The sequence below is a fragment of the Sinorhizobium saheli genome (assembly GCF_001651875.1).
GTDB classification, from domain to species: domain Bacteria; phylum Pseudomonadota; class Alphaproteobacteria; order Rhizobiales; family Rhizobiaceae; genus Sinorhizobium; species Sinorhizobium saheli.
The window spans coordinates 31,520-56,673 of sequence record NZ_LNQB01000090.1; the positions used below are offsets into that span (position 1 = coordinate 31,520).

At 63.6% G+C, this 25,154-nt stretch carries 25 protein-coding genes; 17 read left to right on the forward strand and 8 right to left on the reverse strand.

Annotation, left to right across the window (positions count from 1 at the left end):
* Positions 1–19: 19 nt before the first annotated feature.
* The 4 genes from ATB98_RS23225 (at position 20) to ATB98_RS23240 (ending at position 4,620) form a co-directional block, all read left to right on the forward strand.
* Positions 20–898 (forward strand): ABC transporter permease, encoded by an 879-nt coding sequence (locus tag ATB98_RS23225; RefSeq protein WP_066877960.1) that lies wholly within the window; start codon positions 20–22, stop codon positions 896–898.
* 94 nt (positions 899–992) lie between these two features.
* Positions 993–2,303 (forward strand): NAD(P)/FAD-dependent oxidoreductase, encoded by a 1,311-nt coding sequence (locus tag ATB98_RS23230; RefSeq protein ID WP_066877962.1) that lies wholly within the window; start codon positions 993–995, stop codon positions 2,301–2,303.
* 97 nt (positions 2,304–2,400) lie between these two features.
* Complete coding sequence (locus ATB98_RS23235) at positions 2,401–2,877, forward strand: Lrp/AsnC family transcriptional regulator (RefSeq protein WP_066877964.1); 477 nt, start codon at positions 2,401–2,403, stop codon at positions 2,875–2,877.
* Between the two features lie 234 nt (positions 2,878–3,111).
* The gene (locus ATB98_RS23240; protein ID WP_066877965.1) at positions 3,112–4,620 is read left to right on the forward strand and encodes an NAD-dependent succinate-semialdehyde dehydrogenase; all 1,509 of its coding nucleotides are present in this window, start codon (positions 3,112–3,114) and stop codon (positions 4,618–4,620) included.
* A 198-nt stretch (positions 4,621–4,818) separates the two neighbouring features.
* Here ATB98_RS23240 and ATB98_RS23245 read toward each other — a convergent pair whose 3' ends face one another.
* The 8 genes from ATB98_RS23245 to ATB98_RS23280 all read right to left on the reverse strand — a co-directional run bounded on the left by ATB98_RS23245 (position 4,819) and on the right by ATB98_RS23280 (position 11,966).
* Positions 4,819–5,262 carry an Lrp/AsnC family transcriptional regulator gene (locus ATB98_RS23245; protein ID WP_066877967.1) on the reverse strand — a complete coding sequence of 148 codons (444 nt, stop codon included), beginning with the start codon at positions 5,260–5,262 and terminating at the stop codon, positions 4,819–4,821.
* Between the two features lie 187 nt (positions 5,263–5,449).
* A complete protein-coding gene (locus ATB98_RS23250) occupies positions 5,450–6,865 on the reverse strand; it encodes an aldehyde dehydrogenase family protein (RefSeq protein ID WP_153435762.1) in 1,416 nt (471 codons plus the stop codon).
* Positions 6,865–7,926 carry a homoserine dehydrogenase gene (locus tag ATB98_RS23255; protein ID WP_066877970.1) on the reverse strand — a complete coding sequence of 354 codons (1,062 nt, stop codon included), beginning with the start codon at positions 7,924–7,926 and terminating at the stop codon, positions 6,865–6,867. Before ATB98_RS23255 ends, ATB98_RS23250 begins: the two co-directional genes overlap by 1 nt.
* Positions 7,927–8,095: 169 nt before the next feature.
* A complete protein-coding gene (locus tag ATB98_RS23260; RefSeq protein ID WP_066877971.1) occupies positions 8,096–8,362 on the reverse strand; it encodes a DUF2277 domain-containing protein in 267 nt (88 codons plus the stop codon).
* A 126-nt stretch (positions 8,363–8,488) separates the two neighbouring features.
* A complete protein-coding gene (locus ATB98_RS23265) occupies positions 8,489–9,745 on the reverse strand; it encodes a sensor histidine kinase (protein ID WP_066878008.1) in 1,257 nt (418 codons plus the stop codon).
* Positions 9,746–9,880: 135 nt separating this feature from the next.
* The gene (locus ATB98_RS23270) at positions 9,881–10,579 is read right to left on the reverse strand and encodes a response regulator (protein ID WP_066877973.1); all 699 of its coding nucleotides are present in this window, start codon (positions 10,577–10,579) and stop codon (positions 9,881–9,883) included.
* A 90-nt stretch (positions 10,580–10,669) separates the two neighbouring features.
* Positions 10,670–11,218, reverse strand: a complete 549-nt coding sequence (locus ATB98_RS23275) for a Spy/CpxP family protein refolding chaperone (protein WP_066877976.1) — start codon at positions 11,216–11,218, stop codon at positions 10,670–10,672.
* 226 nt (positions 11,219–11,444) lie between these two features.
* Positions 11,445–11,966, reverse strand: coding sequence for a prepilin peptidase (locus tag ATB98_RS23280; RefSeq protein ID WP_066877978.1), 522 nt, complete (start codon positions 11,964–11,966; stop codon positions 11,445–11,447).
* A gap of 310 nt (positions 11,967–12,276) precedes the next feature.
* On the opposite strand from ATB98_RS23280, the gene ATB98_RS28275 reads away from it, so the two are divergent.
* The 13 genes from ATB98_RS28275 to ATB98_RS23340 all read left to right on the forward strand — a co-directional run bounded on the left by ATB98_RS28275 (position 12,277) and on the right by ATB98_RS23340 (position 25,038).
* Positions 12,277–12,477: a hypothetical protein gene (locus ATB98_RS28275; RefSeq protein ID WP_084435736.1), complete on the forward strand. Its 201-nt coding sequence runs from the start codon at positions 12,277–12,279 to the stop codon at positions 12,475–12,477.
* 96 nt (positions 12,478–12,573) lie between these two features.
* Positions 12,574–13,575 carry a Flp pilus assembly protein CpaB gene (gene cpaB / locus ATB98_RS23285; protein WP_066877980.1) on the forward strand — a complete coding sequence of 334 codons (1,002 nt, stop codon included), beginning with the start codon at positions 12,574–12,576 and terminating at the stop codon, positions 13,573–13,575.
* Between the two features lie 62 nt (positions 13,576–13,637).
* Positions 13,638–15,128, forward strand: a complete 1,491-nt coding sequence (locus ATB98_RS23290; protein ID WP_066877982.1) for a type II and III secretion system protein family protein — start codon at positions 13,638–13,640, stop codon at positions 15,126–15,128.
* Positions 15,109–15,414: a pilus assembly protein gene (locus ATB98_RS23295; RefSeq protein WP_066877983.1), complete on the forward strand. Its 306-nt coding sequence runs from the start codon at positions 15,109–15,111 to the stop codon at positions 15,412–15,414. Before ATB98_RS23290 ends, ATB98_RS23295 begins: the two co-directional genes overlap by 20 nt.
* Positions 15,415–15,611: 197 nt before the next feature.
* The gene (locus ATB98_RS23300) at positions 15,612–17,210 is read left to right on the forward strand and encodes a pilus assembly protein TadG-related protein (protein ID WP_066877989.1); all 1,599 of its coding nucleotides are present in this window, start codon (positions 15,612–15,614) and stop codon (positions 17,208–17,210) included.
* A complete protein-coding gene (locus ATB98_RS23305; protein ID WP_066877991.1) occupies positions 17,207–17,689 on the forward strand; it encodes a TadE/TadG family type IV pilus assembly protein in 483 nt (160 codons plus the stop codon). The genes ATB98_RS23300 and ATB98_RS23305 overlap by 4 nt, the downstream gene beginning before the upstream one ends.
* Positions 17,683–18,291 carry a TadE/TadG family type IV pilus assembly protein gene (locus tag ATB98_RS23310; protein ID WP_066877993.1) on the forward strand — a complete coding sequence of 203 codons (609 nt, stop codon included), beginning with the start codon at positions 17,683–17,685 and terminating at the stop codon, positions 18,289–18,291. Before ATB98_RS23305 ends, ATB98_RS23310 begins: the two co-directional genes overlap by 7 nt.
* A 27-nt stretch (positions 18,292–18,318) precedes the next feature.
* Positions 18,319–19,461 carry a MinD/ParA family protein gene (locus ATB98_RS23315; RefSeq protein WP_066877996.1) on the forward strand — a complete coding sequence of 381 codons (1,143 nt, stop codon included), beginning with the start codon at positions 18,319–18,321 and terminating at the stop codon, positions 19,459–19,461.
* Positions 19,462–19,547: 86 nt separating this feature from the next.
* On the forward strand, positions 19,548–20,069 hold the full coding sequence (locus ATB98_RS23320; RefSeq protein WP_066878009.1) for a L,D-transpeptidase: 522 nt from the start codon (positions 19,548–19,550) through the stop codon (positions 20,067–20,069).
* A gap of 247 nt (positions 20,070–20,316) precedes the next feature.
* Positions 20,317–21,765, forward strand: coding sequence for a CpaF family protein (locus ATB98_RS23325; protein ID WP_066877999.1), 1,449 nt, complete (start codon positions 20,317–20,319; stop codon positions 21,763–21,765).
* Positions 21,762–22,715, forward strand: coding sequence for a type II secretion system F family protein (locus tag ATB98_RS23330; protein WP_066878001.1), 954 nt, complete (start codon positions 21,762–21,764; stop codon positions 22,713–22,715). Before ATB98_RS23325 ends, ATB98_RS23330 begins: the two co-directional genes overlap by 4 nt.
* Before the next feature lie 7 nt (positions 22,716–22,722).
* A complete protein-coding gene (locus tag ATB98_RS23335) occupies positions 22,723–23,670 on the forward strand; it encodes a type II secretion system F family protein (protein ID WP_066878003.1) in 948 nt (315 codons plus the stop codon).
* Positions 23,671–23,745: 75 nt separating this feature from the next.
* The gene (locus ATB98_RS23340) at positions 23,746–25,038 is read left to right on the forward strand and encodes an ATP-binding protein (RefSeq protein ID WP_066878005.1); all 1,293 of its coding nucleotides are present in this window, start codon (positions 23,746–23,748) and stop codon (positions 25,036–25,038) included.
* The last annotated feature ends 116 nt before the right edge of the window (positions 25,039–25,154 follow it).

The following is a 25,154-nucleotide window of genomic DNA, read 5'->3' on the forward strand; positions in this document are numbered from 1 at the left end:
TCAACAGGAGGCCACCATTATGACCGCCATTGTCGCAAATTCACGCCAGGAGCGTTGGTGGAACAGCCGAACGGCACACCGCTTCATGAACCACCATCTGGCCCTCATCGGGATGGTGATGATCGCCGTGCTGACGCTGGCTTGCGTCCTGGGCCCGTACCTGCTGCCCTATGATTCACTCTATATCGACCTGCGCGCCCGCTTCGCCCCGCCCTTGACCGGCCATCATTATCTGGGCACCGATCCCTTGGGCCGGGACCTGGCAGCGCGGCTCTTCATGGCGGGACGGATCTCCCTGCTGGTCGGCTTCTCCGCCATGCTGTTGTCGACGCTGATCGGCACCCTCGTCGGCGTCCTCGCGGGCTACCGCGGCGGCTGGCTCGGCACGACGCTGATGCGCACGGTGGATGGCTTCCTGTCGTTTCCGTCGATCTTCCTGGTGCTGGCGCTTTCCGCGGCGCTGAAGCCCAGCCCGATGATGATTACCGTCGTCATCGCCGCCACCAGCTGGATGGAGGTTGCCCGGATCGTCGAGGCCGAGGTCCGCTCCCTTCGCGAGCGCGAATTCGTCCAGGCCGGTCGCATGCTGGGGTTGAGCGGAACCCACATCATGTTCCGCGAGATCCTTCCCAATGCGATCGGCCCGATCATCGTCGCCGCCACGCTCACCGTCGCCCGCGCCATCCTCATGGAGGCCTATATCAGCTTCCTCGGCTATGGAATTCAGCCGCCGCTGCCGAGCTGGGGCAACATGCTGAACGGCGCGCAGCAGTATCTCGGCACCGCACCGTGGCTGGCGATCATTCCCGGCGCCGCCATTACCATCGCCGTCACCAGCTTCAACTTCATCGGCGACGGGCTCAGGGATGCGCTCGACGTTCGCGGGGATCACGGCTGAGGGAAGGGCGTGCGCCGATGAGCGGTGGCGCGAACGCATGTGAGTGCATGCCGCTCTAGAAAGCCTTTGCCAAACGCAACGAGAAGTCCGCCCCATGGAAAACGCACAAATCGCAGACAAGAACACCCCCTACTGGTGGGAGGAGGCACCCGTCAAACCGCTGCCGCGGCAGCCGCTGGCCAAGAAGCTCGACGTGGCGATCATCGGCGCCGGATACACCGGGCTATCGGCGGGTCTCGTTCTGGCGCGCGAAGGCCGTTCGGTCGCGGCCTTCGATGCGATGAACCCGGGCGAGGGGGCCTCGACGCGCAACGGCGGAATCACGAGCGGAAGCATTCGGCCGGATTATGCGACGATCACGCGACGCTTCGGCGAACAGAAGGCCATTGCAATCGAGGCGGAGGGCAAGGTCGCCCGCGAATTCCTTTACGACTTCATCAGGACCGAGGGTCTCGATTGCGACTTCCAGCTCGTCGGCCAGTTCAAGGGCGTAGTCGGATACGACGATTACGAGAAGACGGCCCGGAGCGCCGAAGTGCTGGCGAAGCGACTGGGGATCGAGGCCTATGCGGTGCCTTATGCCGAGCAGCGCAACTTCATCGGCACGGATTTCTATCGCGGCGGCATGGCGCGGATGGATATTGGCGGGCTGCACCCGGCCAAGTTCCACGCCGAGCTCCTGCGCGTGGCGCTTGCTTCGGGACTGACGGTCCATGCAGGTACCCGCGTGACCGGGGTAGAGAAGGATGGCTCCGGGTTCCGCGTCGTGACTGACGCCGGCACCGTGCAGGCCCGGCAGGTTCTGGTCTGCACGAACGGCTATACCGATGGCGCGGTTCCCTTCTTGCGCCGCCGGCTGGTCCCGGTGCGCAGCCGCATCATCGTCACCGAGGAGCTCGCGCCGGAGGTGATGGACCGGTTGATGCCGAAGCGGATGATGATGATCGAGGGCAGGCAGCTTGGCTTCTATTACCGCCCGACGCCCGACGGCAAGCGCATCCTGCTGGGCGGGCGCGACAGCTCCCGCGCCGGCGATCCCGCCGCGCCGAAGCTGTTTCTGCGCCGGGGCCTGGTGAACCTTTTCCCGGAACTGGAGAACGTTCGCCTTTCGCACACCTGGTTTGGCAATGTGGCGATGCACCGCGACATGCTGCCCCGCATCTTCGAGAAGCACGGCGTCGTCTACGCGACCGGTTTCTGCGGCTCGGGCGTGGTCTGGGCGCCATGGATCGGGATGCGGGCGGCGCACAAGCTCATGGGACATGGCGAGCAGGCGCGCACGGCCTTCGATTTCCGTCCGCCTGCGTTCATCCCTTTTTACCGTGGCAATCCCTGGTTCATGCCTGCGATCATCCAGGCCTATCGGATGCAGGACCGCATCGCTCTGTTCCGCGCCCGCCGGTAAGCCTCGAGGCCGACCCAGGGAGTATCTCACCGAGCCTCGTCCCGCGACGAGACGCCAACCGCATGCAAAGGTCGTGGCAGCAACCGGGTGGGCGCACATGAAACTGGACAGAATCGACGTCAAGATCCTCTCCGAGCTCCAGAAGAACGGGCGCATCACCTATGTCGAGCTCGCCGAGCTCGTCAACCTGTCCGTGACCCCTTGCCTCGTGCGCGTGAAGAAGCTGCAGGCGGAAGGCTATATCGGCGGTTATTCCGCGATGATCAACATGGGAAAGCTCGGCCAGGTTCTCACTGTCTTTACCGAGATAACCCTGAGGAACCATCGCCAGGCCGACATCGCCCGCTTCATGTCTGCCATCCAGAATATAGAGCAAGTCATCGAATGCCACGTCGTTTCGGGCGACTACGACTATCTCGTCAAGTTCGTGGCGAGCAGCATTGGAGAATACCAGTCGCTCATGGAACGGCTGCTGGAAATGGACATCGGCATCGAGAAATACTTCAGTTTCGTCGTGCTCAAATCTCCGATCACGAAGTACCACATGCCGCTGACGAACCTGTTCGACATTTAGAGCGGGATGCGCCCACATGCGTTCGCGCCGCCGCTCTATCTTTTTGTTCTTGCCGCATTTGAGAGCCAGCTTGTCCTACGGGAAGCGTATCGATCGGATGCCGTGCGCCGGACCTTCGCGGGATAGCACGTTCACGAGCTTCGCAAATTATTGCTGCAACCAATTTGATCTATATTGACACCAATGTCGATACCAATCTTATATTGATCGCGTGTCAAACCTGATTGGTAGCAAATGGTGATGGACGTGAAAACAAATACCGCGCAACAAACAACCCCGTTTGCCTTCCCGGCCTCGGCTGACGTCGTTCGCGACGCTCCGACGCAATTGTTCATCGGCGGCGAATGGGTCCCTGCAAGCGACGGCCGCACCTTTGCAGTGGCCGATCCCGCGACCGGAGAAGTGATCGCCAGCGTATCCGATGGCGACATCGCCGATGGGATATCTGCGGTCGACGCGGCGGAAAAGGCCTTTGCGGCCTGGAAGGCAACTTCGCCACGGCGTCGCTCGGACGTTTTGATGAAGTGCTTTCAGCTTGTGCTCGAAAAGGCCGAATGGCTGGCACAATTGATCACAGTGGAAAACGGCAAGGCGCTCGCGGACGCCAGATCGGAGGTCGCCTACGCGGCCGAGTTTTTCCGCTGGTACGCCGAAGAAGCCGTAAGGGCGCCAGGGGAATTCGGACCTGCCCCGGCCGGCGCCAATCATATCATCGTGAACCATGAGCCAATTGGTATCGCCGTATTGGTAACGCCCTGGAACTTCCCGGCAGCGATGGCGACCCGAAAGATCGCTCCCGCATTGGCCGCGGGCTGCACATGCATCCTGAAGCCCGCAGCGGAGACCCCGCTGACGGCGCTGGCGATCGGCGAAATCATGCGGCAGGCAGGCGTTCCGGCCGGCGTGGTCAACATCGTGACAACGAAGAAAGCCGGACCCGTGGTCAGCGCCATGCTGCATGACAAGCGGGTACGGAAGCTGTCCTTTACCGGCTCGACAGGCGTCGGCCGGACACTGCTGCGCGAGGCTGCGGACCAGGTCGTCAGTTGCTCGATGGAACTCGGCGGCAATGCGCCCTTCGTCGTATTCGACGATGCCGACCTCGAGACCGCCGTCGCCGGGGCAATGGTTGCCAAGATGCGCAACGGCGGCGAGGCATGCACGGCTGCGAACCGTTTCTATGTGCAGAAGGGGATCCTGGCGGAGTTCACGCGGCGGTTTGCGGAAGAGATGGCCGCGCTCAAGGTCGGACCAGGACTGGCTCCGGATACGCGGCTCGGGCCGCTGATCACCGAGGCCGCGGTCGCCAAGGTGGAACGCCTGGTGGACGACGCCATCGCCAAGGGAGCCCGACTGGTGACTGGTGGCAGCCGGTTGAACGGCGACGGCTTCTATTATCCGCCGACCGTACTCGCCGACGTTTCTCCCGACGCCGAGATCCTGCGCGAAGAAATCTTCGGGCCGGTTGCGCCGGTCATCGCATTCGAAACCGAGGACGAGGTCGTCCGGATGGCGAACGACACGGAATACGGCCTGGTGTCCTATGTGTTCAGCAGCGACCTCAAACGCGCGCTTGCGGTCGCCGGACGGCTGGAAAGCGGCATGGTCGGGATCAACCGGGGCGTCGTCTCCGATGCTGCCGCCCCGTTCGGCGGCATGAAGCAGAGCGGCCTCGGCCGCGAGGGAAGCCACCACGGCATGCTCGAATATCTCGAAACGAAATACATCGCCGCAAGCTGGTAGGCGATGCCGACCGCTCCGTCCTTCTAACGTTATCGCCAGTTTCGTAACGAGGCGGAGGCGACTGATGTAACCGTTATCGGCGGGCTTGCAGGCATGTCCATGCCTGGGCCCGCCGTTACGCGCTTGTTCGACGATGATGAGAGAGCGGATGGAATAGCCTCGGCCTGCCGAGCAAAGTGTCTCGGTTTCGCGGGGACTCTATTTCCGGATTACAGAGGAGAGAGCAAAGGCGGTCAGCGTGTCGCGCACGCCGGACATCTCGGCTATCTGCTGCCAGATCTGCCGGATGCGGTCGGCCTCGGGAGACTCGACCCTGACGAGGAGGTCGAAGTCGCCGGTCATGACGTCGCAGGCTACGACCTCGGGGATTTTCCGCAGCGCCTGGATGACGTCGCCGCCCCTCATGCGATCGTGCCGGTAGACGAAGATCAGCGCGGTCGTGATGTGCTGGCTCCTCCCTCCATCGCCGGTGACGATCGTATATCCCTTGATGAAGCCTTCTCGCTCGAGACGTTCGATCCGCACGCGCACGGCGTTGCGGGAAAGGTTCACCTTCGCCGACAACTCCGCGTGCGAGACTCGGGCGTTAGCCTTCAATTCGACCAGTATCTGTTCGTCCGTTCGATCGAGAAGATATTTCATGGGGTTGGGGCCCGTCGATTAGCCTGTAATGTCGGTCGTTGCCGAGCGGTAAGCTACCACGGCGATTTCCGGTAGGTAGGCTCTTTCCTTCCGGTCTGCAAATCGCTTCGCCGTCGAAGCCATTGTAAACGCGGCAAGCCCTCCTTTTCCGCGACCGGTCAGCTCGATGGAACGTAAGCGGCGCCTGTCACCGCTTCAGCCGATTGATGCAGACGACCTTCGGCTGGGTCATGTCTTCATAGGCGAACCGAACGCCTTCACGTCCCATGCTGCCGTATTTGAAGCCGCCAAAGGGCATCGCGTCGAAGCGGTAGTCGGACGAGTCGTTGATCATCACACCCCCGGCGTCGATGTGCCGGGCGGCATCGAGAGCCTCCTCCAGATCGTTGGTGAAGATGCCGGCGTGGAGGCTGTATTCCGGGCCGTTTGCCAGCCGGATCGCCTCGTCCAGTTCATCGAACGGCTGCAGGATGACAATCGGCGCAAAGACCTCCTCGGTCCACAGGTCGCACGTTGCCGGTACGTTCTCCAGCACAGTTGGGGGGTAGAGCGTGCCGGAGCGCTTGTGCCCGCAAAGGAGCGTCGCGCCGGCGGCGATGGCACGCTCGACCATGGCAACTGCCCGGCCGACCGCCTTTTCGGAAATCATCGGCCCGACGTCGGTGTCCGCTTCCATCGGATTGCCGGTCTTGAGTCTTGCGGTACGAGCGACGAAGGCTTCCTTGAACCGTTCATAGATCGGGCGCTGGACAAGGATCCGCTGGGTGCCGATGCAGTTCTGGCCGGCGGCCCAATAGGCACCCGACGCGCAGCCTTCAACCGCCGCGTCAAAATCGCAGTCCTCCATGACGATGACCGGCGCATTTCCGCCGAGATCCATCGCGAGCTTCTTGAGGCCGGCACTCTTGGCGATGGCCTCGCCCGTCGCAAAACCGCCGGTGAAGGAGATCATCCGAACGTCCCTGGCCGAAACCAGCGCTCTGCCCAGGTCGGCGCCGCCGACGGCGACCGTGATGACCTCCTCCGGCAGCCCGCTTTCGAGCAGCACGTCCACCAGTCTGACGGCCGACAGAGGCGTAAGCTCCGAGGGCTTCAGGAGCACCGCATTGCCGCCGGCGATCGCGGGGCCGAGCTTGTGGGCGACGAGATTGAGCGGGTCATTGTAGGGCGTGATCGCAGCGATGATGCCGAGCGGCTCGCGGGTGAACCAGCCCTGCCGGGATTCCGAGCCGGCATAGGAATCGAAGGGGATCACCTCGCCGGCGTTCCGCCTGGCTTCGTCCGCCGAGAGCTTCAACGTATTGACGCACCGCGTCGCCTCCTTACGGGCCTGGGTGATTGTCTTCCCGGCTTCCCGCACGATAAGGAGTGCAAATTCCTCCTTGCGGGCTTCCACGGTCGCCGCCGCCTTTTCGAGAATTGCCGAGCGCGTGTGACGGGGCAGGCGGCGCGCGACCTGCGCGCCACGATTGGCGCGCTCAAGCAGCAGGTTCAAGCCGTCGGGACTGGTCTCGGAAACCGTTCCGACAAAGCTGCCGTCGAAGGGATTGCTGACAATGATCTCGTCCACGGACGTCATCTTGCTGAGGGCGAGGCTCTGCATCATGCGGCCTCCTTCGTGGCGGTGGCTGCCCGGGCGTTGTGGATGGCGACGATATCGGACAGCAGCGCATAGGCGGTCTCGATCCGGCCGGCGCCAGGGCCGGTGATGGTGACGGAGCCGAGCAGTTCGGTGTTGAGCGATATGGCATTGGTCGCGCCGTTTACACTGGCGAGGGGATGCTCGAGGGGAAGCTGCTTCGAAGAAACGGAGCCCGTTACCGTCCCGTCGGCATTGCGGACCGCCGATCCGATCAGCTTCCAACGGCTATTTGCTGTCGCCGCGGTTTCGATATCGGAAGGGGAAAGCCCGGAGATGCCCGTGCACGCGACCTCCTCGGGCCTGAGGCTTGCGCCGAGCAGCTCGTTTGCGAGGATCACGACCTTCAGGCGAACGTCGAAACCTTCGACATCGGCCGTCGGGTCGGCCTCCGCATAGCCGAGTGCCTGGGCTTCCCTGACCGCCGTGGCGAAGTCGAGGCCAGCTTCCATGCGGCCGAGGACGAAGTTCGAAGTCCCGTTCAAGATGCCCTCGAAGCCTTTCACCTCCGCGCCCGCGAGCGTCTTTTCCGCCATGCGGATGACGGGGGTGCCGCTCATGACGGAGCCCTCATATTCGAAATGAACGCCGTTCGCCCTTGCAAGGGCCTTCAGCTCCGCAGCCGCGATCGCGACCGGCCCCTTGTTGGTGGTGACGACATGCTTGCCGGCCTGCAGGGCCCAGCGGCAGTGCGAAACGGCCGGCTCGCCGTCCTTCGGGTTCGTGAATGTCGCTTCGACGATGATGTCGGCAGGCGCGGTCTTGATGATCGTCTCGTTGTCGGCTTCCGCGCTGCCCCCGGAGAGCTGGCCGAAGCCGCCTTTGGCGAAGTTGGCTTCGACGAGGGTCCTGGCATCGAGGCCGTTCGGCGAAATAACCGACCCGAGATGGAGGTCGCTGACAGCGACGATGTTCAGGCGGAAGCCGAGGTCTCGTTCCCAGAGCGGGTTCTTCGTCGCGATCAGCTCGGCCAAGGCGCGGTTGACGCCGCCAAACCCGATGAGAGCGATGTTGTAGATTGTCATCTTGCGTCCTCCGGTGAAGCATGTGTCCGCAATGATGAGATGCGGATCGCTCCGTCGGAACGGTGCAAAGAGACCAATCTGCTGTGCGTTTTGCTCGTAGCGCTGCCGCCTTGCCAGGCGGCTGCCGGTTTCAGGCGGCCGCGAGCGGGATCAACGAATGATGTCCGGATCAGCCAAAGCGGGACATCGATCTCGCGCGGGCCTTTGCGGCTTCTTCCTCGCGGTTGCGCGGCGGTTGCGACGTCTCGAGCGAATCGAGCAGTTCGCGGGCGCATGCCGCGATCGAACTGACGGCGCGGTCAAAGGCAGCCTCGTTGCGCTTCGCCGGCCTGGTCGTTCCGCTCAGCTTGCGCACGAACTGCAGCGCGGCGTCGCGGATTTCCTCGTCCGTCGCCGGCGGATCGAAATTGAACAGCGGTTTTATGTTTCGGCACATGACTTGCTCCCGGCCGTCCTGGCCCCCTTTCGACGCATGGCGGCTGTTTCCACCGATCGCGGCGCCCGACCAAGTATAGCGAATGGGAACGCAGAGTCATGCGCGCACGATCGGCCGCTGCGCAGTTCATTTGCGGGCGGCTTCCCGCGCCGGAAGCGTCACGACGAAACAGGCGCCGCCGCCGGACGAGGATTCGTAGCGGACCTTGCCGCCGTGGCGTTCGGCGATCTGGCGCACCAGCGCCAGGCCGAGGCCCCAGCCGCCCGCCGCCTCGCCGCGCCCGGAAGGCCGGTAGAACGGCTCGAAAACACGGTCGCCCTCGCTCTCCGGTATGCCCGGGCCGTGGTCGCTCACGCGGAGCTCCACGCTGCCGTCCGCCGGCGCGACCGTGGCCGTGACGGGCGGGCGACCGTGGCGCAGCGCGTTCTGCATGAGATTGCGGACGAGCCGCCCTATGAGGCGCGCATCGCCCGTGACGGTCGCCGGCGTGCCGGAAACCTCGACGCCGTTGCGCGCGCCTTCCTCCGAGACCAGGGCGAGCAGGTCGACGGGCTCCGGCGCATCGAGCTTCTCGACATGGTCGAGCCTGCTCGCCAGCAGGATCTCCTCGACGAGCGCGTCCAGCTCGGCGAGATTGCGGACGATCTCCTCCTTGCGGCTTTCGTCCGGCGCCTGCTCATAGAGGTCGATGGCGACGCGCAGGCGCGCAAGCGGCGAGCGCAGCTCGTGGCTGGCATTGGCAAGCAGGGCGCGGTGGGACCTGATCAGCCGCTCGACGTGATCGGCGGCCTTGTTGAAGCTCTTTGCCACCGCCGCCACCTCGTCGCTGCCTGCTGCCGGCACGCGGGCGACGAAATCGCCTCTCCCCCAGGCGTCGACGCCGGCGCGCAGGCGCTCCAGCCGCCGGGTCAGGTGGCGCACCACCGGATAGGCGGCGAGCCCGATGACGGCGGCGATCAGGGCGAGGTAGGCGAGCGGATTGCGCCCGACCGGACGGAAGGGCCGCGTCATGCGGGCGGTGACCGAGCGACCGTCGGGCAAGGTCGTCACCATGGTGTGGAAACTGTCCCTGCCGTGGTGCCAGCGCCCTTCCTGAACGTTGCGCGGGAGCGGTCTTCCGGCGCTGGCGATCAGCCTGCCATGCGGATCGTAGACCGCTATGTCGGCCTCGAAGGCGCGCGAAAGCCGCTTGAGCGTCGCCTCGATGGCCGGCCGGTCCATGTCCGGCGGGATCAGCGCGGCGACGAAGCGCGCGCGTTGGCTCTGCCAGCCCTGGTCCTCCTCGCCCTGTCCGAGCCAGACGAAGGCAGCGCTGGCGACGGCGACCGCCGCGAGGCTCGCCAGCAGCGTCAGGTAGATTTTCAGAAACAGCCGGCTGCGCATCGATCGAGGTCTCTGTTCATGCATGTCGTTGCCGCGAAACGGCTGCATGCTTTCGGGCGACATGCAACCGCTCTATCTGTTTGTTTTTGCCGCATTTGTGCGACGTCAGGTGATCCCACCTGACTGCAAAATGCTCTATCTTTCTTCATCTTGAAAGCGGGCGAAGACATAGCCGGCGCCGCGCACGGTGATGATGCGGCGCGGATGCCTGGGATCGCTCTCGATGGCCGCCCGGATGCGCGAGATATGGACGTCGATCGAGCGGTCGAAGGCATCCAGTTCCTCGCCCTTGACCGCATCCATCAACTGCTCGCGCGAGAGCGTGCGGCCGGCGCTCTCGGCAAGCGTCACGAGCAGGTCTAACTGGTAGCTGGTCAGCACGCATTCGCGTCCGTCGATCCTTGCCGAGCGGGACCCCGGATCGATCTCCAGCCGGCCGAAGCGCAGGATCCGCGACACCGCCGCGCCGCCGTTGCGGCGCCGCAGGATCGCCTTCAGCCGCGCCAGCAGTTCGCGCGGGTTGAAGGGCTTGGGCAGGTAGTCGTCCGCTCCGAGCTCCAGCCCGACGATGCGGTCCGTCTCCTCGCCCTTGGCCGTCAGCATCAGGATAGGCACGTCCGAGACCGCGCGCATCCGCCGGCAGGTCTCGAAGCCGTCGAGGTCCGGCAGCATGACGTCGAGGATCACGATGTCCGGCGCGCGGCGGCCGAGATCGGCGAGGCCGGCGGTGGCCGTCGCCGCGCTGTGGACCGTGTAGCCGTTTGCGGAGAGATAGTCGACGAGCATGGCGGAGAGACGCGTGTCGTCGTCAACGATCAGGACCTGTTCCGCCATCGCTCCTCTGCTCCGTTCAACCGGCCCCAGCGCCGCGCGCCCTGCCGGACGCGCGGTGCTGTCATGAAAACACCGCGGCCGACTCTAGTCTTACCACCGGCCGCGGCCGCCGCGCTCCTTCAAATGCTCGACGAGCTTGGCGCGCTGTTCCGGCGTCAGCACTTCGGCGGCGTCGAGGAGCGCGGTCGTCATCTTCTGCGAGGCCTGGTCGATCGCCGCGATCCGCTCGCTGCGCAGCTTTTCCGCGGCGGCGCGGTCGATGGTCGGCCGGCCCAGGAGTTCGATAACCTCTTCGCGCGTCTCGCGGAAGTCCCGGAACGTCGGCCTGATCTCGGTACGCGCCTTGTCGATGATGTCCCAGAGCTTGTCTTCCTGCTCGGGCGTCGCATCGAGCTCGTCGAGCACGGAGCCGATCCGGTGTTCCATGAAGCCACCTCCCATATGCGCATGCATCATGTGGCCCCCCATGCCGAAACGACCCATGCCGAAGCCGAAATCGTCGCTGCGCGCGGCCGCAAAGCCGACCGCGCCGACCACCGCGACGGCCGCAAGGCCGCCGATCGCCGCACGCCGGCCCCATGCTTTTGCGCCGGGTACGCGCGCCGCCGGGCTCGCCAGGTTCCTGTCCTCGTTTTCCATAGTCAGTCTCCTTTCACTCCGCAGCACCTGCTGCGATGAGGGAAAGCTAGAAGGGCAACGTTTCCAGCGTTCGGGGCGAATGTGAAGAAATGTAAAGCGGGAGTGGCATTGTGGTGGCGGGGCTCCCGCGCCGCTGCGGACGTGGAACACAAGGCGGAACCTGCGGCTCGAAGTAACGAGCCTCCGCTACAAGGAAGTCAGCTCACGCCTGCCAGATGTCTGTGCGTCAGGCCGTGCCGGCCTGCATTGTCATGGTCGTGAGAGCGGCGATGACCATGATGACGCCGTAGGGGATCTTGCGCGTGGAGCGGATCTCCTCGATGCGCATCGCTACGGAATAATGCGCGAGCTGCAGCGGCATCGGTAATTTTAGGGCAAGGAGCGTCGCGATTCCTCCGATCAACAGGAAGACGGCGAAGGGCAGCATGCCGTGCCAGCCGAGAAAGAGGCCGATCGGCAGGAACAGCTTGGCATCGCCGGCGCCGAAGAGCCGGAAGGACCAGAGGGCGAAGCCGAGGATGAAGAGGAGGAGGCCGGCGCCGATATCGCCGGCGATGCCGGTCGAGGAGAAGAGCGCGGCGCCGACGTCTTCGGCCGCGAGCATCCCGGCCGTCGCGCCAACCGCGTAGACCGCGACGAGAGCGAGAATGACGGCATTCGGAATTCTCCAGAAGCGGAAATCGCTCCAGGCGGCATGAAGAAAAAGCAGAGTCGCGATGGCGGTGATAATGTTGATTTTTTCCATCATAATTTGCCAATTTTCACGGGATGTCACGAAGTGAAAAGCATTGTTGTAATAATTATAGCTCGAAAGGGTTATGAGATTCCTAAAAGCATTGCCTGAATGGTACTATAAATATGATTTTTCCCAATTATAACTAGCTATTCTGACGTTCTAACTTTAACCATAAAAGTAAAGCCCCAAAATGGCAATATGTTTTCAGTTGACGACGTAATCATTAACGGACTATTAATTATAACAGTCAAAGAGGTGGTCTCGATGACGGGCGAGCCGGGGGAAATTGCGGCGCGCATGTATATTTTGGAGGTATTTCTCGATGAAAGCTTTTTTGTCTAAAGTATCCGCTTTCGCGCGGGAAGAAGATGGCGTTGCGCTGTCCGAATATCTGGTGCTTCTCGGGCTTCTCGTGGGCGGCGTCATTGCCGCAGTGACTACGGCAGGCGGAAACCTGGCAACGGCATGGACAAACTGGGGCGGATGGTTCCTCGTGCTGGATGACGCGACTCCCGCCGGCTGATTGGGGGAATGTTAAGAGAGAGGGGTTTTGTTAACCCCTCTCCATTATTTTAACATTTGTCGAAAAGTATTTTCGATTACGTATGGAGTATCGGCGATGCGCTCCTCGACGATCGTCAGCCTCGCTATTGCTGCTTTACTTGCTTCTGTCGCGGTTTTTGCGACGAGGACCTATCTCACCGATCAGCAGGCGCGGCTTGCGGCCGCGAACGCACCGAAATCCGAGCAAAGGACGCTGGTGGTCGCCGCCAAGCCCATGCGCTTCGGCGACCGGGTGCGTCCGGAAAACCTGAAAACGATTCCGTGGCCCTCCGAGCAGCGACCCGACGGCTCCTTCCAGACGATCGAGACGGTCGTCGGCGACGATACCCAGCCGCGCTATGCGATGGAGGCGATCGATCCGGGCGAGCCGGTGCTCTCCTCCAAGATCACCGGCGCCGGCGAGCGGGCGACGCTGTCGGCGGCGCTCGACCAGGGCATGAAGGCTGTTTCCATCCGCGTCAATGACGTGCTCGGCGTCGCGGGCTTCGTGCGCCCGTCGGATCGCGTCGACGTACTTCTGACCCGTGTCGTGCGCAATCAGGAGAAGAACAGCGAGCAGACCTATGTCGATGTGCTGTTGCAGGGGGTGAAGGTTCTGGCCGTGGACCAGACCGCGGACGAGCGCAAGGACGAACCTTCGGTCGTCAAGACGGTCACCTTCGAAGTCACGACCGACGAGGCGCAGCGGCTGACCCTTGGATCGACGATCGGCACGCTGTCGCTGGCGCTTCGCAACATTGCCTCCTCCAATGTCGAACAGACACGGCCGATTACGGTCGCCGATCTTGGTGGTGGCTTAATTGCGAGCGAACTGGCAAAAGATACCGGTGACGGGCGATTCGAGACGATCGAGAAGCTCGTGCGCAAGGTCGGGGACGAACTCGGAAACCGGATTGACGGCGTTGAAAGCCGGATGAAGCAGCCGGTTCGCGAAAAACAGGTACAGATTGTGGAGCGAAAGGCAGAACCACTCTTGCCTGTCGAGCCAAAGTGGGCGACCGTGGGCGTCTGGAACACGACCAAGCGCGAAGAGCATCGAGTCGGGTTGATCCAGTGAGGTAAGGGTGCGGCTTTGCCGCGGGCGCTGGGGCTGAACGAGGAGCGGAGGCTGAAGCGGTAATGTTGAGGGGAATGAACAAGGGGGTGGCGCGGGCCGGAACCTTAGCAGCGGCAGTCGCGGCACTGATTGCCTTCGGCAGTTGGGCCCCCGGTCTGGTCGGCCCTGCCGGCGCCCAGGAAAAATTCGTGAGCCTCACCGGCTCCGTCCAGCAGGTGACGCTGGCGCCGAACGACACGCTGACGATCCGGACCGGCAAGCCTTTCGGCGACCTGGTGATCGGCAGCGCCGAGCTCATCGACGTCGTGCCCCTTTCCGATAAGTCGCTCTTCATTCGCGGCAAGCAGACGGGCTCGACCAATATTTCGGTCTATGACGACAACAAGGCGCTGATCGGCGTCATCGATGTCCGCGTCGCCAGCGACTTCAGCGAGGTGGCGTCCGCCATTCGCTCCGCAGCGCCCTCGGCGCGGGTGCGCGTCTTCAACTCCAACGATCGCATCCGGCTGACCGGTGTGGTGCGCGATGCGGTCGAGCTGCAGCGCGTGGTGGAGATTGCCCAGTCCTATTCCGAAGAGCCGGTGTTGAACCAGCTGCGCGTCAGCGATTCGCAGCAGGTGATGCTCGAGGTGCGGGTGATCGAGGCCTCGCGCCAGACCGGCCGCGACCTCGGCATCGGCTGGTCCGGCTCCGGCAAGAACGGCATCGGCAAGGCAACGACCAGCCAGGGCATCACCGTAGACGACGACGGCAACCTCGCCCGCACACTGGAAGATGCCGCGGGGGCGGCGACGGGGATGCAGCCCTTCGGGCAGCTGATCGCCAAGGTGCTGACGATTGCCGGCGGACGGATCGACGTCGTCATCAATGCGCTGGAGCAGAAGGGCCTGGTGCGCCGGCTGGCGCAGCCGAACCTCATTGCCATGAGCGGCGAGACCGCAAGCTTCCATGCCGGCGGCGAAGTGCCGATCCAGTCCACGGTCGCAAACGGAGCCACGGTCGCGACCCAGACTGACTACCGACCCTTCGGCGTCAGGCTGACCTTCACGCCGGTTGTGCTCGATGACGGGCTCATCAGCCTGAAGATTGAGCCGGAAGTTTCGGAGATCGATACGTCGATCAACGTCAACGGCAATCCCGGCTTCATATCTCGTGCGGCGAAGACCACGGTGGCGCTGCGCGACGGCCAGAGCTTCGCCATGGCCGGCCTCTTGCAATCGGTCAATTCCAAGGACGTCCAGCAATTGCCGGGGCTTGGGCAGCTCCCGGTCATCGGCGCCCTGTTCCGCTCGACGAGCTTCCTGAAGCGAGAGTCCGACCTCGTCATCATCGTGACGCCGCATATCGTGCGCCCGTCGGCCCCCGGCGAGGATCTCTACAGCCCGCTCGAGCAGACGCGTTCCTCCAATGACGTGGAGCTGTTCGCGCTCGGCATCCTGGAGGTGGACAAGGACATGCTCCGGCGCTTCCGCAATGGCGAAGGCGTGAAAGGGCCCTATGGCCATCGTCTCGATCTCGACGTGGGAGGTGTGCATGTCGTTTCCAAGAAATAAGCGCGCCTTCCTGGTTCTGGCGGCTGCGGGCCTTCTCTCGGGCTGTGCCGATTATCTGAACCATCGCGACTCGATCACCTTCGGGCTCGGCAATGCGGTGGAGGCCAACAAGGGCATCCATATCCAGGAGCCTTTCCCGCGGGTGGCGCAGAACACGCATATCCTGAGTGACGGCAAGGTGGTCAACCGTGCGATCAGCACCTATCAGAGGGGGGGGCAGACGAGCGCACCGCCGCCGTCGGCGATCCTGCTGCCGACCGCCACGCCGCCAGCCAACGGACAGTGATTACGGTATTTGCATAAGGGCGATTGAGCCGGAAAGCATTTTGAATACAGGTATTGAGATGATCCCGGATTGATTTGCCCGGGATCATGACGTGATCTTTTTTTATGATTTTGCGGGATGGGCGGGAAACCGCGTGCATTGTTTTCATCCCGCTCATTTCACGGCGGACGGACCGCCGTGATCCGAGGGGCAGGCCAATGTTGCTTAAGGCGATCAAGGGCTTCTGGGACGACAAACGTGGCTACGTCATTGCATTGACGCTGATTTCCATGCCGCTCCTGCTCGGTTTCTCGCTGCTCGTCATCGATGTCGGGCGCACCGGCAATCTCCACACCGACCTGCAGAACGCCGCCGACGCCATGGCGCTCGCCGGCGCGCGCGAGCTCGACGGCCGCGACGACGCGATCGACCGGGCCGATGCGGCGATCGAGGCGCTTGCCAACAGCGCGGCCTTCGGCGGCGGCGGAACGGGGATGTCGCTCGGCTCGTATATTACCGTGACCTACGACGCCGGCAACGATGCTGGAAGTACGGTGACGGTCACCTATCTCAAGGAAATCCCGGCCAGCGATGACGACCCGATCGACGCGTCGATGGTGACGACCGATCCCAATGAGGCATCCTACGCCCGGGTGGTTGCGAAACCGCAGGCGATGACGACGATCTTTCCGGTGCCGGTCGGCTTCAACCGCGACACGATCAACGTCGCTGCCGAGGCGGTGGCGGTCTATCGCGCAAGCGCCTGCGATGTGACGCCGATTTATATCTGCAATCCGTTCGAAAATCCCGGCGGCGGAGATGCGGAGGCGGCGGCCGACTTGCTTCACACCAATTTCGCCAGTGGAAATCTTTACGGGCGGCAGATCGAGTTCCACAACGACAACGATACTGGCAGCACACCAGGCCCCGGCAATTTCGGGTTCCTCGCGGTCGGCGACAACGGCGCCAGCGCTCTCGCCGAAGCGCTCGCCATCGGCAAGCCCGGCATGTGCTACAAACAAAACGATCTCACGACCGAACCGGGCGTGATGAAAGGTCCGGTCGAAAGCGGCGTCAACACCCGTTTCGGCCTCTATGGCGGCTCCTTCAGCAACAACGACAAGAATCCTCTCTATCGACCGGCGCCGAACGTCCGAATGGCGCAGAATCAGTCCGGCAACGTATGCAAGTCCTATTCCCAGGCAACCAATGCCTATGACGCGGTGCCGCTCGGTCATGGCGCGACGATGCAGGATATCCCGGGAGGCGGCGGCCGGATCGCCACGGGCAACAACTGGAACCTGGACCTGTACTGGGACATCTCGCACTCCGGCAACAAGCCGAGCCCGTTGAAATCCAATCCGAGCTACACCCCTCCCGCGGCGCCGACGGGCAGCATAACGGCTCACTCCTCAAGCTATCCGGGTGGTTCGACTCCCGCTGGGGTGCAGCCCTCCGCTTACGATGTCTACAACTACGAAATCGGCAATCCCTCACTCTTGGGCGACAAGGCACCGAACGGTGAGACGGGCATCCCGCAGTGCCACAAGAATTACAATCTCGCAGACTACCCCGACAGCACCTATGGCAACCGCCGCGAGATATTCGCCGCAATCATCAATTGCGCCGATCAGAACCTGAAGGGGCGGAAAGAAGATGTGAAGGCGGTTGCCTTTGCCCGGATGTTCCTCGTTCAGCCGGTGCTGACCGCGGGCAATAGCAGCCGGATGGTTCTCGAGACAGTGGACATCACCGGCCAAGGCGGCCGCGGCACGCTCGACGAGTTCCTGCGCGAGGAAGCGGAGTTGGTCCGATGATCGCGCTCAGGAGCTTCCTACGTCGCAGTGTCGCTTTCGCCTTCTGGTCAAAGGACGACGGCGCGGTGATAGCCGAAGCGCTGATCGCGGTGCCTTTCGTCACGCTGTTTGCGGTAGGCATCCTCGAATTTGGCAATATCCTCTGGGAGCGCATGCAGATCGACGCGGGTCTTCGGGATGCCGGACGTTATCTGTCGCGCTGCCGGCCGACCTCGCCGACCTACACCTCGACCTGCTCGGAATCGACCGCGAAGACGATCGCCTTTTATGGCACGCAGAGCCCGGCTGCCGGCGCTACGCTGCGCGTACCGGGCTGGGGACCGACGCTTGCCGACATAACCGTCAATCCGGTCGGTGCCGATGGTACGTTCACCATCGAAACGGCGCACCTCTACGAAACCTCTCCGCTGTTCGGCTGGCTCGGCATCGATGCGATCACCATCAGCGCCTCGCACGAAGAGAGGTACATGGGATGGTAGGCGGTCGGCTGTTTGCACCTTTCCGTGAGGACGAAAGCGGCATCGCGCTTTCCGAGGCGCTGATCACGTTTCCCATCGTGCTCCTCGTGTTCGCGGCCTTCGTCGAGTTCGGCTACGCCATGTCGCAATGGAACCAGACGGTGAAGGCGCTGCAGTACGGCGCCAGGCTCGCGGCAGTTTCCGACCCGCTGGTGGATGCCGACGATTTCGACGGTGCCTTTCCGGTCAGCGCTACCAATCCGCTGAACAACGGGACGGCTACGCCAAACGATGCCACGCTCTCCATGAGCTGCGGCTACGGCTACGCCCCATGCGATGCCGCTGCATTGAGCCGCATCGTATATGGAAACAACGGCCGCCCCGGCATGAATGACGTCAATTGGCGCATCCAGCCGGAGAACCTCGTGGTGACCTACCAGCGCTCGGGGCTCGGCTATTGGGGCCGGCCGGACGGGCCGGTGCTGACGATGCGGCTCGAGGTGCGCAACATCACCTTCGACCTGCCCATCCTTGGCGCCCTGCTCGGGCTCGACGACATCACCATACCCGCCCATCCGGTGACGATCACGACGGAAGACCTTAAGACATGTTCAACCTGCTAAACCCTTGATATTGCGTGGGGAAGCGAAATGACAGCGCATATGAACTTCGTGGCATCGACAAAGATCCTGGTTCTCTCCGACGACGCGGCGGCGGCGAGCTTCATGCTCGATACCTTCGGGTCGCTCTCGTGCTACGACGTGCGCCACATGGCGCTGAAGGCGCTTGGCGAGAAGGGACGGCTCGACCCGGCCGAGTTCGGGCTGATCGTGCTCGATGTCGACAATGGCGAGCTGCTCAGCCGGCCGGAGCTCTTTTCCTTCCGCACCGATCACCGCAACATCCCGCTGATCGTGGTTTCGGAAGAACTGCCGGACGACCGGCTGCGGCTGCTCTTTCGCCTGAACGGCAACGACTGGCTGAAGAAGCCGCTCGATCGCCGGGCGCTGATCGACATGATCTCGACGCATGCGCCGACCGCAGGCGCAAGCGACAGCCGCGTGCACGCGGTCGTCTCGGCCGTCGGCGGCGCGGGTGCCAGCGTCATCGCCTCGTCGCTTGCGCATCTGCTCGCGCAGCCGACCAAGAATTCCGCGCCGCGGGTCGATCTCTTCGACCTAGACTTCTCCTCCGGGACGCTCGGCTATTACCTCAACCTCGTCAACGACTACGACCTGATGCCGGTCGTCGCCAATCCGTCGCGCGTCGACCTCGAATTCATCGACCTCGTGCGCAAGCGCCATGCGGGCGGCTTCTCCCTCCTGTCGTTCCGGCAGCCTTCGGTGCTCCTGTCGCCAAGGGGTGCCGAACTGGTGCTGCGCATGCTGGATGTCGCAGCCTTTGAAAGCGATCAGACGATCATCGACATGCCCCACTACCATACGCCGTGGAAGGACGACGTGTTGACGTCTGTCAACAGCGTCACCATCGTCACCGAGATGACGATACCGGCGCTGCACCAGGCGAGGGACCTGTTCCTCAACCTGGTGCGGCTGCGTGGCAGTCCGGAGTCGATCTTCATCGTCATCAACAAATATCGCCGCAAGCTCTTCAGCCTCGGGGTGAAGCGGCAGCAGGCGGACAGCATCTTCAAGGAAGCCAAGGCGCATATCGTCGGCTACGACTGGGACACGCTGAGCGAGGCCGTCAACCGCGGCGTGTTGCCGTTCGAGGTCAATGCGCGCTCCCCCTTCTGCAAGGCGGTCGGAAAAATCGGAGCGCTCGTTCGATGAAGACACGGGAACCGGAGAGCGGCGGCCGGCAGGCCGGGCGCGGGAAGGGCGGAGCCCGGCGGGTCCGGGCCGGGGTGTTTTCCCTGATGCTCGCGCTCGTCTTCGGCGCTTGCGCGGACCAGGCGGCGGCAAGCGAACAGGTGCCGCGCAGCCTCGGCCCGACCACGGCGACGATCGTGCCCTCGGAGCAGAGCTATCCGCCGGGAACGGTCGTCATCCTGAGCTCCAGGCGGACGCTCGATCTCGTCCTGCCCGGCAACCGCGCCCTGCGCTACCGGATCGGCGTCGGCCGCGACGGTTTTCGCTGGAGCGGCGTGGTGAAGGTCGGCCGCAAGGCGGAATGGCCCGATTGGCGGCCGCCCGCCGAGATGAAGGCGCGGGCGCCCGAGCTTCCGGAGCTCGTGCCGGCCGGTCCCTTCAATCCGATGGGCGCGCGCGGGATCTACCTGTACCGGGGCGGCGCCGACACGCTCTATCGCATCCACGGTACCAACGAACAGTCGACGGTCGGCGAATTCGCCTCCTCCGGCTGTTTCCGGATGAGCAATGCCGATGTCATCGATCTCTACAACCGCGTGAAGATCGGAGCCACCGTCGTCGTGAAGTAAATGTTGCAGTTGGGGTTGAGGCCGAGTGCCTATGTCCACCCCCTCTGGCCTGCCGGCCATCTCCCCCACAAGGGGGGAGAACAGATGCGGCGCCGTCTGCGCCTCGACCGGAGCGTTCCGGTTGCGGAAGCGGCCCGTCAGGGCGAGCAGCGAGCCGCTTGTTTCTCCCCCCTTGTGGGGGAGATGGCCGGCAGGCCAGAGGGGGTAGAGACCCGTCGCAAGGAAGTAATTGTAAGGAGTAAGGCTGATGGCGAACGGATTCATAGGACGCTTCTACAAACAGCCGCCGGAAAGCGCGGCACGGCACCAGGTCGCCGATCTCATTCCCAACGGTCTGGCCGTCGCGACGCCGGTTCTCGAGGCGCCGGCCGCACCCGCCCCGGCGGCGGAGGAATCGCCGCTCGGCATCGACATGGTGTCCGAGCGCGTCAACCTGCATCGCCACCTGCTCGACCATATCAATCTCGGCATCCTCGACACTCTCGACAACGAGGAGATCGCCGCCGAGATCAGACCGCTGGTCAAGGATTATATCCGTCGCAACAACTCGCCGCTCAATGCCCGCGAAATCAACGATCTGGTCCGCGACATCACCGACGAGATGCTCGGCCTCGGGCCGATCGAGCCGCTGCTCGCGGATGAAAGCGTCGCCGATATCCTCATCAACGGTTACAAGAGCGTCTATGTGGAGCGGCGCGGGCAGCTCGAGAGCACGGCGGTCCGCTTCAAGGACGAGGACCACCTGCTCCGGGTGATCAACAAGATCGTCTCGGCCGTCGGCCGTCGCGTCGACGAGGCGACGCCCATGGTCGATGCGCGGCTCAAGGACGGGTCGCGCGTCAACGTCGCGATCCGGCCGATCTCGGTCGACGGGCCGCTCGTCTCGATCCGCAAGTTCACCCGCAAGCCGCTGACGCTCGAGCGCCTCGTCGAATACGCCGCCATGGCGGACGAGATGCGCATTCTCCTGAGCGCGGCGGTCAAGGGCAAGGTGTCGATGATCATCTCGGGCGGCACGGGCTCGGGCAAGACGACGCTGCTCAATGCGCTTTCCTCGCAGATTTCGCCGAAGGAACGGTTGATCACCATCGAAGACGCGGCCGAACTGCAACTGCAGCAGCCGCATGTCGGGCGGATGGAAACGCGGCCGCCGACGCTCGACGGCCGCAACGAGGTCCGCCAGCGCGAACTGTTGAAGAACGCGCTGCGCATGCGTCCCGACCGCATCATCGTCGGCGAAGTGCGCGGCGAAGAAGCCTTCGACATGCTGCAGGCGATGAATACCGGTCACGAAGGCTCGATGACCACCATCCATGCCAATACGCCGCGCGATGCGGTCGGCCGTCTCGAGCAGATGGTCGGCATGGCGGGCATGCCGATGTCGCAGCTCAGCGTCCGCGCGCAGATCGCCTCGGCGATCACGCTCATCGTCCAGGTGCAGCGGCTCAGCGACGGCAGCCGCAAGGTCGTCTCGGTCTCCGAGATCACCGGCATGGAGGGCGAGGTCGTGCAGATGCAGGAGATCATGCGCTTCAAGAAGATCGGCACGGACGAGAACGGCCGCATCCACGGGGAATTCCGCGCGACGGGCCTCAGGCCGCGCTTCGTCGAGGAATTCGCCGAGGTCGGGATCATCATCCCGACGTCGATCTTCGAACCCGGCAGGCCCTTGCAGACGGGAGGTGGCAGGTCATGACGCTGATCCTTCTCTATGCCGCCGTTTTCGTTGCCGTGCTGGTCGCCGCCGAGGCGGTGCTGCGCAGCTATTTCCAAACCTCCGAACGTCACAAGGCGATCAACCACCGGCTGGGCCTGCTTGCGCAAAGCGAGAACCACCGGGAGACCTATCGCGAGATGCTCAAGCAGCGCGGCGTCGACGGGGAGTGGCGTTCCGTGCCGCTGATGCGGCGGCTCAGGCAGTTCTACGTGCAGTCCGGCGTCACGTTCGACGCGAAGCGCTTCGCGCTCTACGGCGTCGCCGGCGCCGTCTGCGTCTGGCTCGGGGTCCAGTTTTTCGTGCCGACCAACCTGATCCGCATTCCGCTCTTCCTCGCCGCCTGCCTGCTCATTCCGGCGCTCGTCGTCTGGCGGGCGCGGGCCACGCGCATGCGCAAGTTCGCCGAGAAGCTCCCCGAGGCGCTCGACGTCGCCAACCGCAGCCTGGCCGCGGGGCATCCGCTGCCGGCGGCGATCGCGCTGGTGGCGCGCGAAATGCCCGATCCGATCGGCACCGAGTTCGGGCTGCTTTCCGACGAGCTGACCTATGGCGTGACGCTCGAGGATGCGCTCATGAACCTCAACGACCGGGTCGGCGTCGAAGACCTGAACCTGCTCGCCATCTCGCTCAGCGTGCAGGCCGGAACCGGCGGCAACCTCGTAGAAATCCTGCAGAACCTGTCGAAGACGCTGCGGGACCGTTTCATGCTGAAGGCCAAGGTCAAGTCGATCTCGGCGGAGGGGCGGATCACCGCCATCTTCATGTCGATCTATCCCTTCCTCCTCTACGGCATGATCAGGGCGCTGGCGCCGACCTATTTCGATCCGGTCTGGGACAGCGGCTACGGTACGATCATCGTCACCGCGCTGCTGGTCGTCATGGCGATCGGCAACGTCATTCTCTACAAGATGGTTCACTTCGAGTATTGAGGCCGCCATGTGGAACGAGTACGGCATCTATCTCATCGTCTTCTTCTCGGTCCTGATCTTTTCCGCCGCAGCCTCGGAAGTCATCTTCCGCCGGCGTGAGGTGGGCGTCCGGCTGTCGGAGACAAGGACAAGGGCGGGCGGCGACGAATTTCACGCGGGCGACGGCGCGATCGCCGATCTCGGCGAGGTGGAGAACCGGCTGATCCGCCGCTATTTCGAGATCACCCGGCGCGACAACAACGCCAATTCCACCCAGAACCGGCTGATCCGTGCCGGATATTTCAGTGCCGGCGCCGTGCCGGCGTTCCAGACGATCAGGGCGATCCTCTGCATCGGCGTCGCGGTCCTGACCGTCTGGGCCTTCAACCGCTTCGTCCCCGAAATGTCGCGGCTCGCGACCCTGATCATCGCCCTGTTTGCCGCCGGCGTCACCTTCATCCTGGTCAACATCTATATCGACCGGCGCGGCGACGCCAAGGAACGGGAGTATCGCCGCCTCTTTCCCGACTTCATGGACATGCTGATCGTCTGCCTCGATGCGGGCATGAGCATCGAGGCGGCGGCGAACCGGGTCGCGCGGGAGTTCGTCAGCAAGCGGCAGGACTTCGGCCTGCATCTGTCGATCATGATGCTCGAGGTGCGCGGCGGCCGGCGGCTGCGCGAGGCGCTCGCCAATCTCGCCGCAAGGCTCCGGATCGACGAGGCGCGCGCGCTTTCGGTCCTCTTCCGCCAATCGGAGGAGCTCGGCACGAGCGTGACCCAGACGCTCAGGGTCTACAGCAAGGAGATGCGCGATCTGAGGGTCGTGCGGGCGGAAGAGAAGGCCAATGCGCTGCCGATCAAGATGCTGCTGCCGCTCGGCGCCTTCCTGTTCCCGGTGAGCCTCGTCATCGTGCTCGTGCCCATCGTCATCCGCGTCGTCAGCCTGCTCGTCGGCCTGACGCCCGGCGGCTAGAGCGGAATGCGCTCCCATGCGTTCGCGCCACCGCTCTATCCGCTGCAAAATGCTCTAACGCCAGCGAGGTCCGCCATGCATTCGCTCGATCCTGTTCGTGAAGATTTCGCCCCGGCGCTCGACGCGCGGATGCCGCTGGCGCCGATGAGCGTCGAGGAGACGGGACTGGAGCTGTCGTTCCTCCTGCGGCTGGCGGCAAAATGCGCGACCGAGCAGGACACGGTGACGCCATCGCATCTGGCGGAGCGGATGAAGCTGCCGAAATCGGTGATCAATCTCCTGATCAAGGAAATGGTGAAGCTCGCCTATCTCGAGGCGCGCGGGCTTGCCGGAGACGATGTCCGGTCGGACATCCGCTACGCGCTGTCGACGAAAGGCCGCGAATACGCGCATGCCGCCGTCCGTCAGTCGTCCTATGTCGGTCCGGCGCCCGTCTCGCTGGAGGCCTTCTGCCGTCAGCTCGGGCAGCAGTCCATCCATCACGAGCGGGTGACCCATGACCGGCTGATCGAGAGCCTGAAGGGGCTCGTGCTGGCGCCGTCATTGGTCGAGAAGCTCGGGCCCGCGATGAATTCGGGGCAGTCGATCCTGCTCTACGGACCGCCCGGCAACGGCAAGACCAGCATCGCCGAGCGGACGTCGCGGCTCTTTCAACAGACGATCTGGGTGCCCTATGCCGTCGAGGTGGGCGGCTATGTCATCAGCTTCTATGACGAAGCCGTCCACCAGCCGGCTGCGGCGACTCCCTATCCGAAATCCGACCAGCGCTGGGTCGAGTGCCTGCGGCCGGTCATCAAGACCGGCGGCGAACTGACGCTCGACCTCCTCGATCTCGCCTTCACCGACGGCTCGAGCGTTTATGAGGCGCCGCTGCATCTCAAGGCCTCCGGCGGCGTCTTCATCATCGACGATTTCGGGCGGCAGCAGGTGCTGCCGCAGGCGCTCATCAACCGCTGGATCGTGCCGCTCGAGCGCGGATACGACTTTCTGACGCTGCACACCGGCAAGAAGTTCAAGGTCCCCTTCGACGAGCTCGTCGTCTTCTCCACCAACATCGCGCCGAAAGACCTGTCCGACGAGGCCGGGCTTCGGCGGCTGAAATACAAGATCTTCGTCAGCAATCCGTCGCGGGCCGAATACATGCAGATCTTCGCGGCCTATGCGCGGGGCGTGTCGGTGGAATTCATCGCCGGCGACCTGGAGCAGTTCTACGACCGCAAATACGGTGCCGAATCACCCGGGTCCTGCTACCATCCGAAGTACCTTCTGGATTTCATCGGGTCCTATTGCGAATTCAATGGAATCTCGAAGGTGGCGTCGCTCGAGACGCTGGAGCGGGCATGGGACGGCGTCTTCACAGTGGACTAGAGCCATCAGACATGTTTCTATCTGACGATGAAATGGCTTTAGCAGGCTGCTGAAAAAGCCCTCTGGCTTTTGGGTTTTTGCCGTGATTCCCTACGGCTGCAACAGAGGGACTGATT

Bases quoted from the DNA above. Each gene is read 5' to 3' on its own strand.
- ATB98_RS23225 (WP_066877960.1), top strand. From the start codon at position 20: ATGACCGCCATTGTCGCAAATTCACGCCAGGAGCGTTGGTGGAACAGC.
- ATB98_RS23230 (WP_066877962.1), top strand. From the start codon at position 993: ATGGAAAACGCACAAATCGCAGACAAGAACACCCCCTACTGGTGGGAG.
- ATB98_RS23235 (WP_066877964.1), top strand. From the start codon at position 2,401: ATGAAACTGGACAGAATCGACGTCAAGATCCTCTCCGAGCTCCAGAAG.
- ATB98_RS23240 (WP_066877965.1), top strand. From the start codon at position 3,112: ATGGTGATGGACGTGAAAACAAATACCGCGCAACAAACAACCCCGTTT.
- ATB98_RS23245 (WP_066877967.1), bottom strand. From the start codon at position 5,262: ATGAAATATCTTCTCGATCGAACGGACGAACAGATACTGGTCGAATTG.
- ATB98_RS23250 (WP_153435762.1), bottom strand. From the start codon at position 6,865: ATGCAGAGCCTCGCCCTCAGCAAGATGACGTCCGTGGACGAGATCATT.
- ATB98_RS23255 (WP_066877970.1), bottom strand. From the start codon at position 7,926: ATGACAATCTACAACATCGCTCTCATCGGGTTTGGCGGCGTCAACCGC.
- ATB98_RS23260 (WP_066877971.1), bottom strand. From the start codon at position 8,362: ATGTGCCGAAACATAAAACCGCTGTTCAATTTCGATCCGCCGGCGACG.
- ATB98_RS23265 (WP_066878008.1), bottom strand. From the start codon at position 9,745: ATGCGCAGCCGGCTGTTTCTGAAAATCTACCTGACGCTGCTGGCGAGC.
- ATB98_RS23270 (WP_066877973.1), bottom strand. From the start codon at position 10,579: ATGGCGGAACAGGTCCTGATCGTTGACGACGACACGCGTCTCTCCGCC.
- ATB98_RS23275 (WP_066877976.1), bottom strand. From the start codon at position 11,218: ATGGAAAACGAGGACAGGAACCTGGCGAGCCCGGCGGCGCGCGTACCC.
- ATB98_RS23280 (WP_066877978.1), bottom strand. From the start codon at position 11,966: ATGATGGAAAAAATCAACATTATCACCGCCATCGCGACTCTGCTTTTT.
- ATB98_RS28275 (WP_084435736.1), top strand. From the start codon at position 12,277: ATGAAAGCTTTTTTGTCTAAAGTATCCGCTTTCGCGCGGGAAGAAGAT.
- cpaB (WP_066877980.1), top strand. From the start codon at position 12,574: ATGCGCTCCTCGACGATCGTCAGCCTCGCTATTGCTGCTTTACTTGCT.
- ATB98_RS23290 (WP_066877982.1), top strand. From the start codon at position 13,638: ATGTTGAGGGGAATGAACAAGGGGGTGGCGCGGGCCGGAACCTTAGCA.
- ATB98_RS23295 (WP_066877983.1), top strand. From the start codon at position 15,109: ATGTCGTTTCCAAGAAATAAGCGCGCCTTCCTGGTTCTGGCGGCTGCG.
- ATB98_RS23300 (WP_066877989.1), top strand. From the start codon at position 15,612: ATGTTGCTTAAGGCGATCAAGGGCTTCTGGGACGACAAACGTGGCTAC.
- ATB98_RS23305 (WP_066877991.1), top strand. From the start codon at position 17,207: ATGATCGCGCTCAGGAGCTTCCTACGTCGCAGTGTCGCTTTCGCCTTC.
- ATB98_RS23310 (WP_066877993.1), top strand. From the start codon at position 17,683: ATGGTAGGCGGTCGGCTGTTTGCACCTTTCCGTGAGGACGAAAGCGGC.
- ATB98_RS23315 (WP_066877996.1), top strand. From the start codon at position 18,319: ATGACAGCGCATATGAACTTCGTGGCATCGACAAAGATCCTGGTTCTC.
- ATB98_RS23320 (WP_066878009.1), top strand. From the start codon at position 19,548: ATGCTCGCGCTCGTCTTCGGCGCTTGCGCGGACCAGGCGGCGGCAAGC.
- ATB98_RS23325 (WP_066877999.1), top strand. From the start codon at position 20,317: ATGGCGAACGGATTCATAGGACGCTTCTACAAACAGCCGCCGGAAAGC.
- ATB98_RS23330 (WP_066878001.1), top strand. From the start codon at position 21,762: ATGACGCTGATCCTTCTCTATGCCGCCGTTTTCGTTGCCGTGCTGGTC.
- ATB98_RS23335 (WP_066878003.1), top strand. From the start codon at position 22,723: ATGTGGAACGAGTACGGCATCTATCTCATCGTCTTCTTCTCGGTCCTG.
- ATB98_RS23340 (WP_066878005.1), top strand. From the start codon at position 23,746: ATGCATTCGCTCGATCCTGTTCGTGAAGATTTCGCCCCGGCGCTCGAC.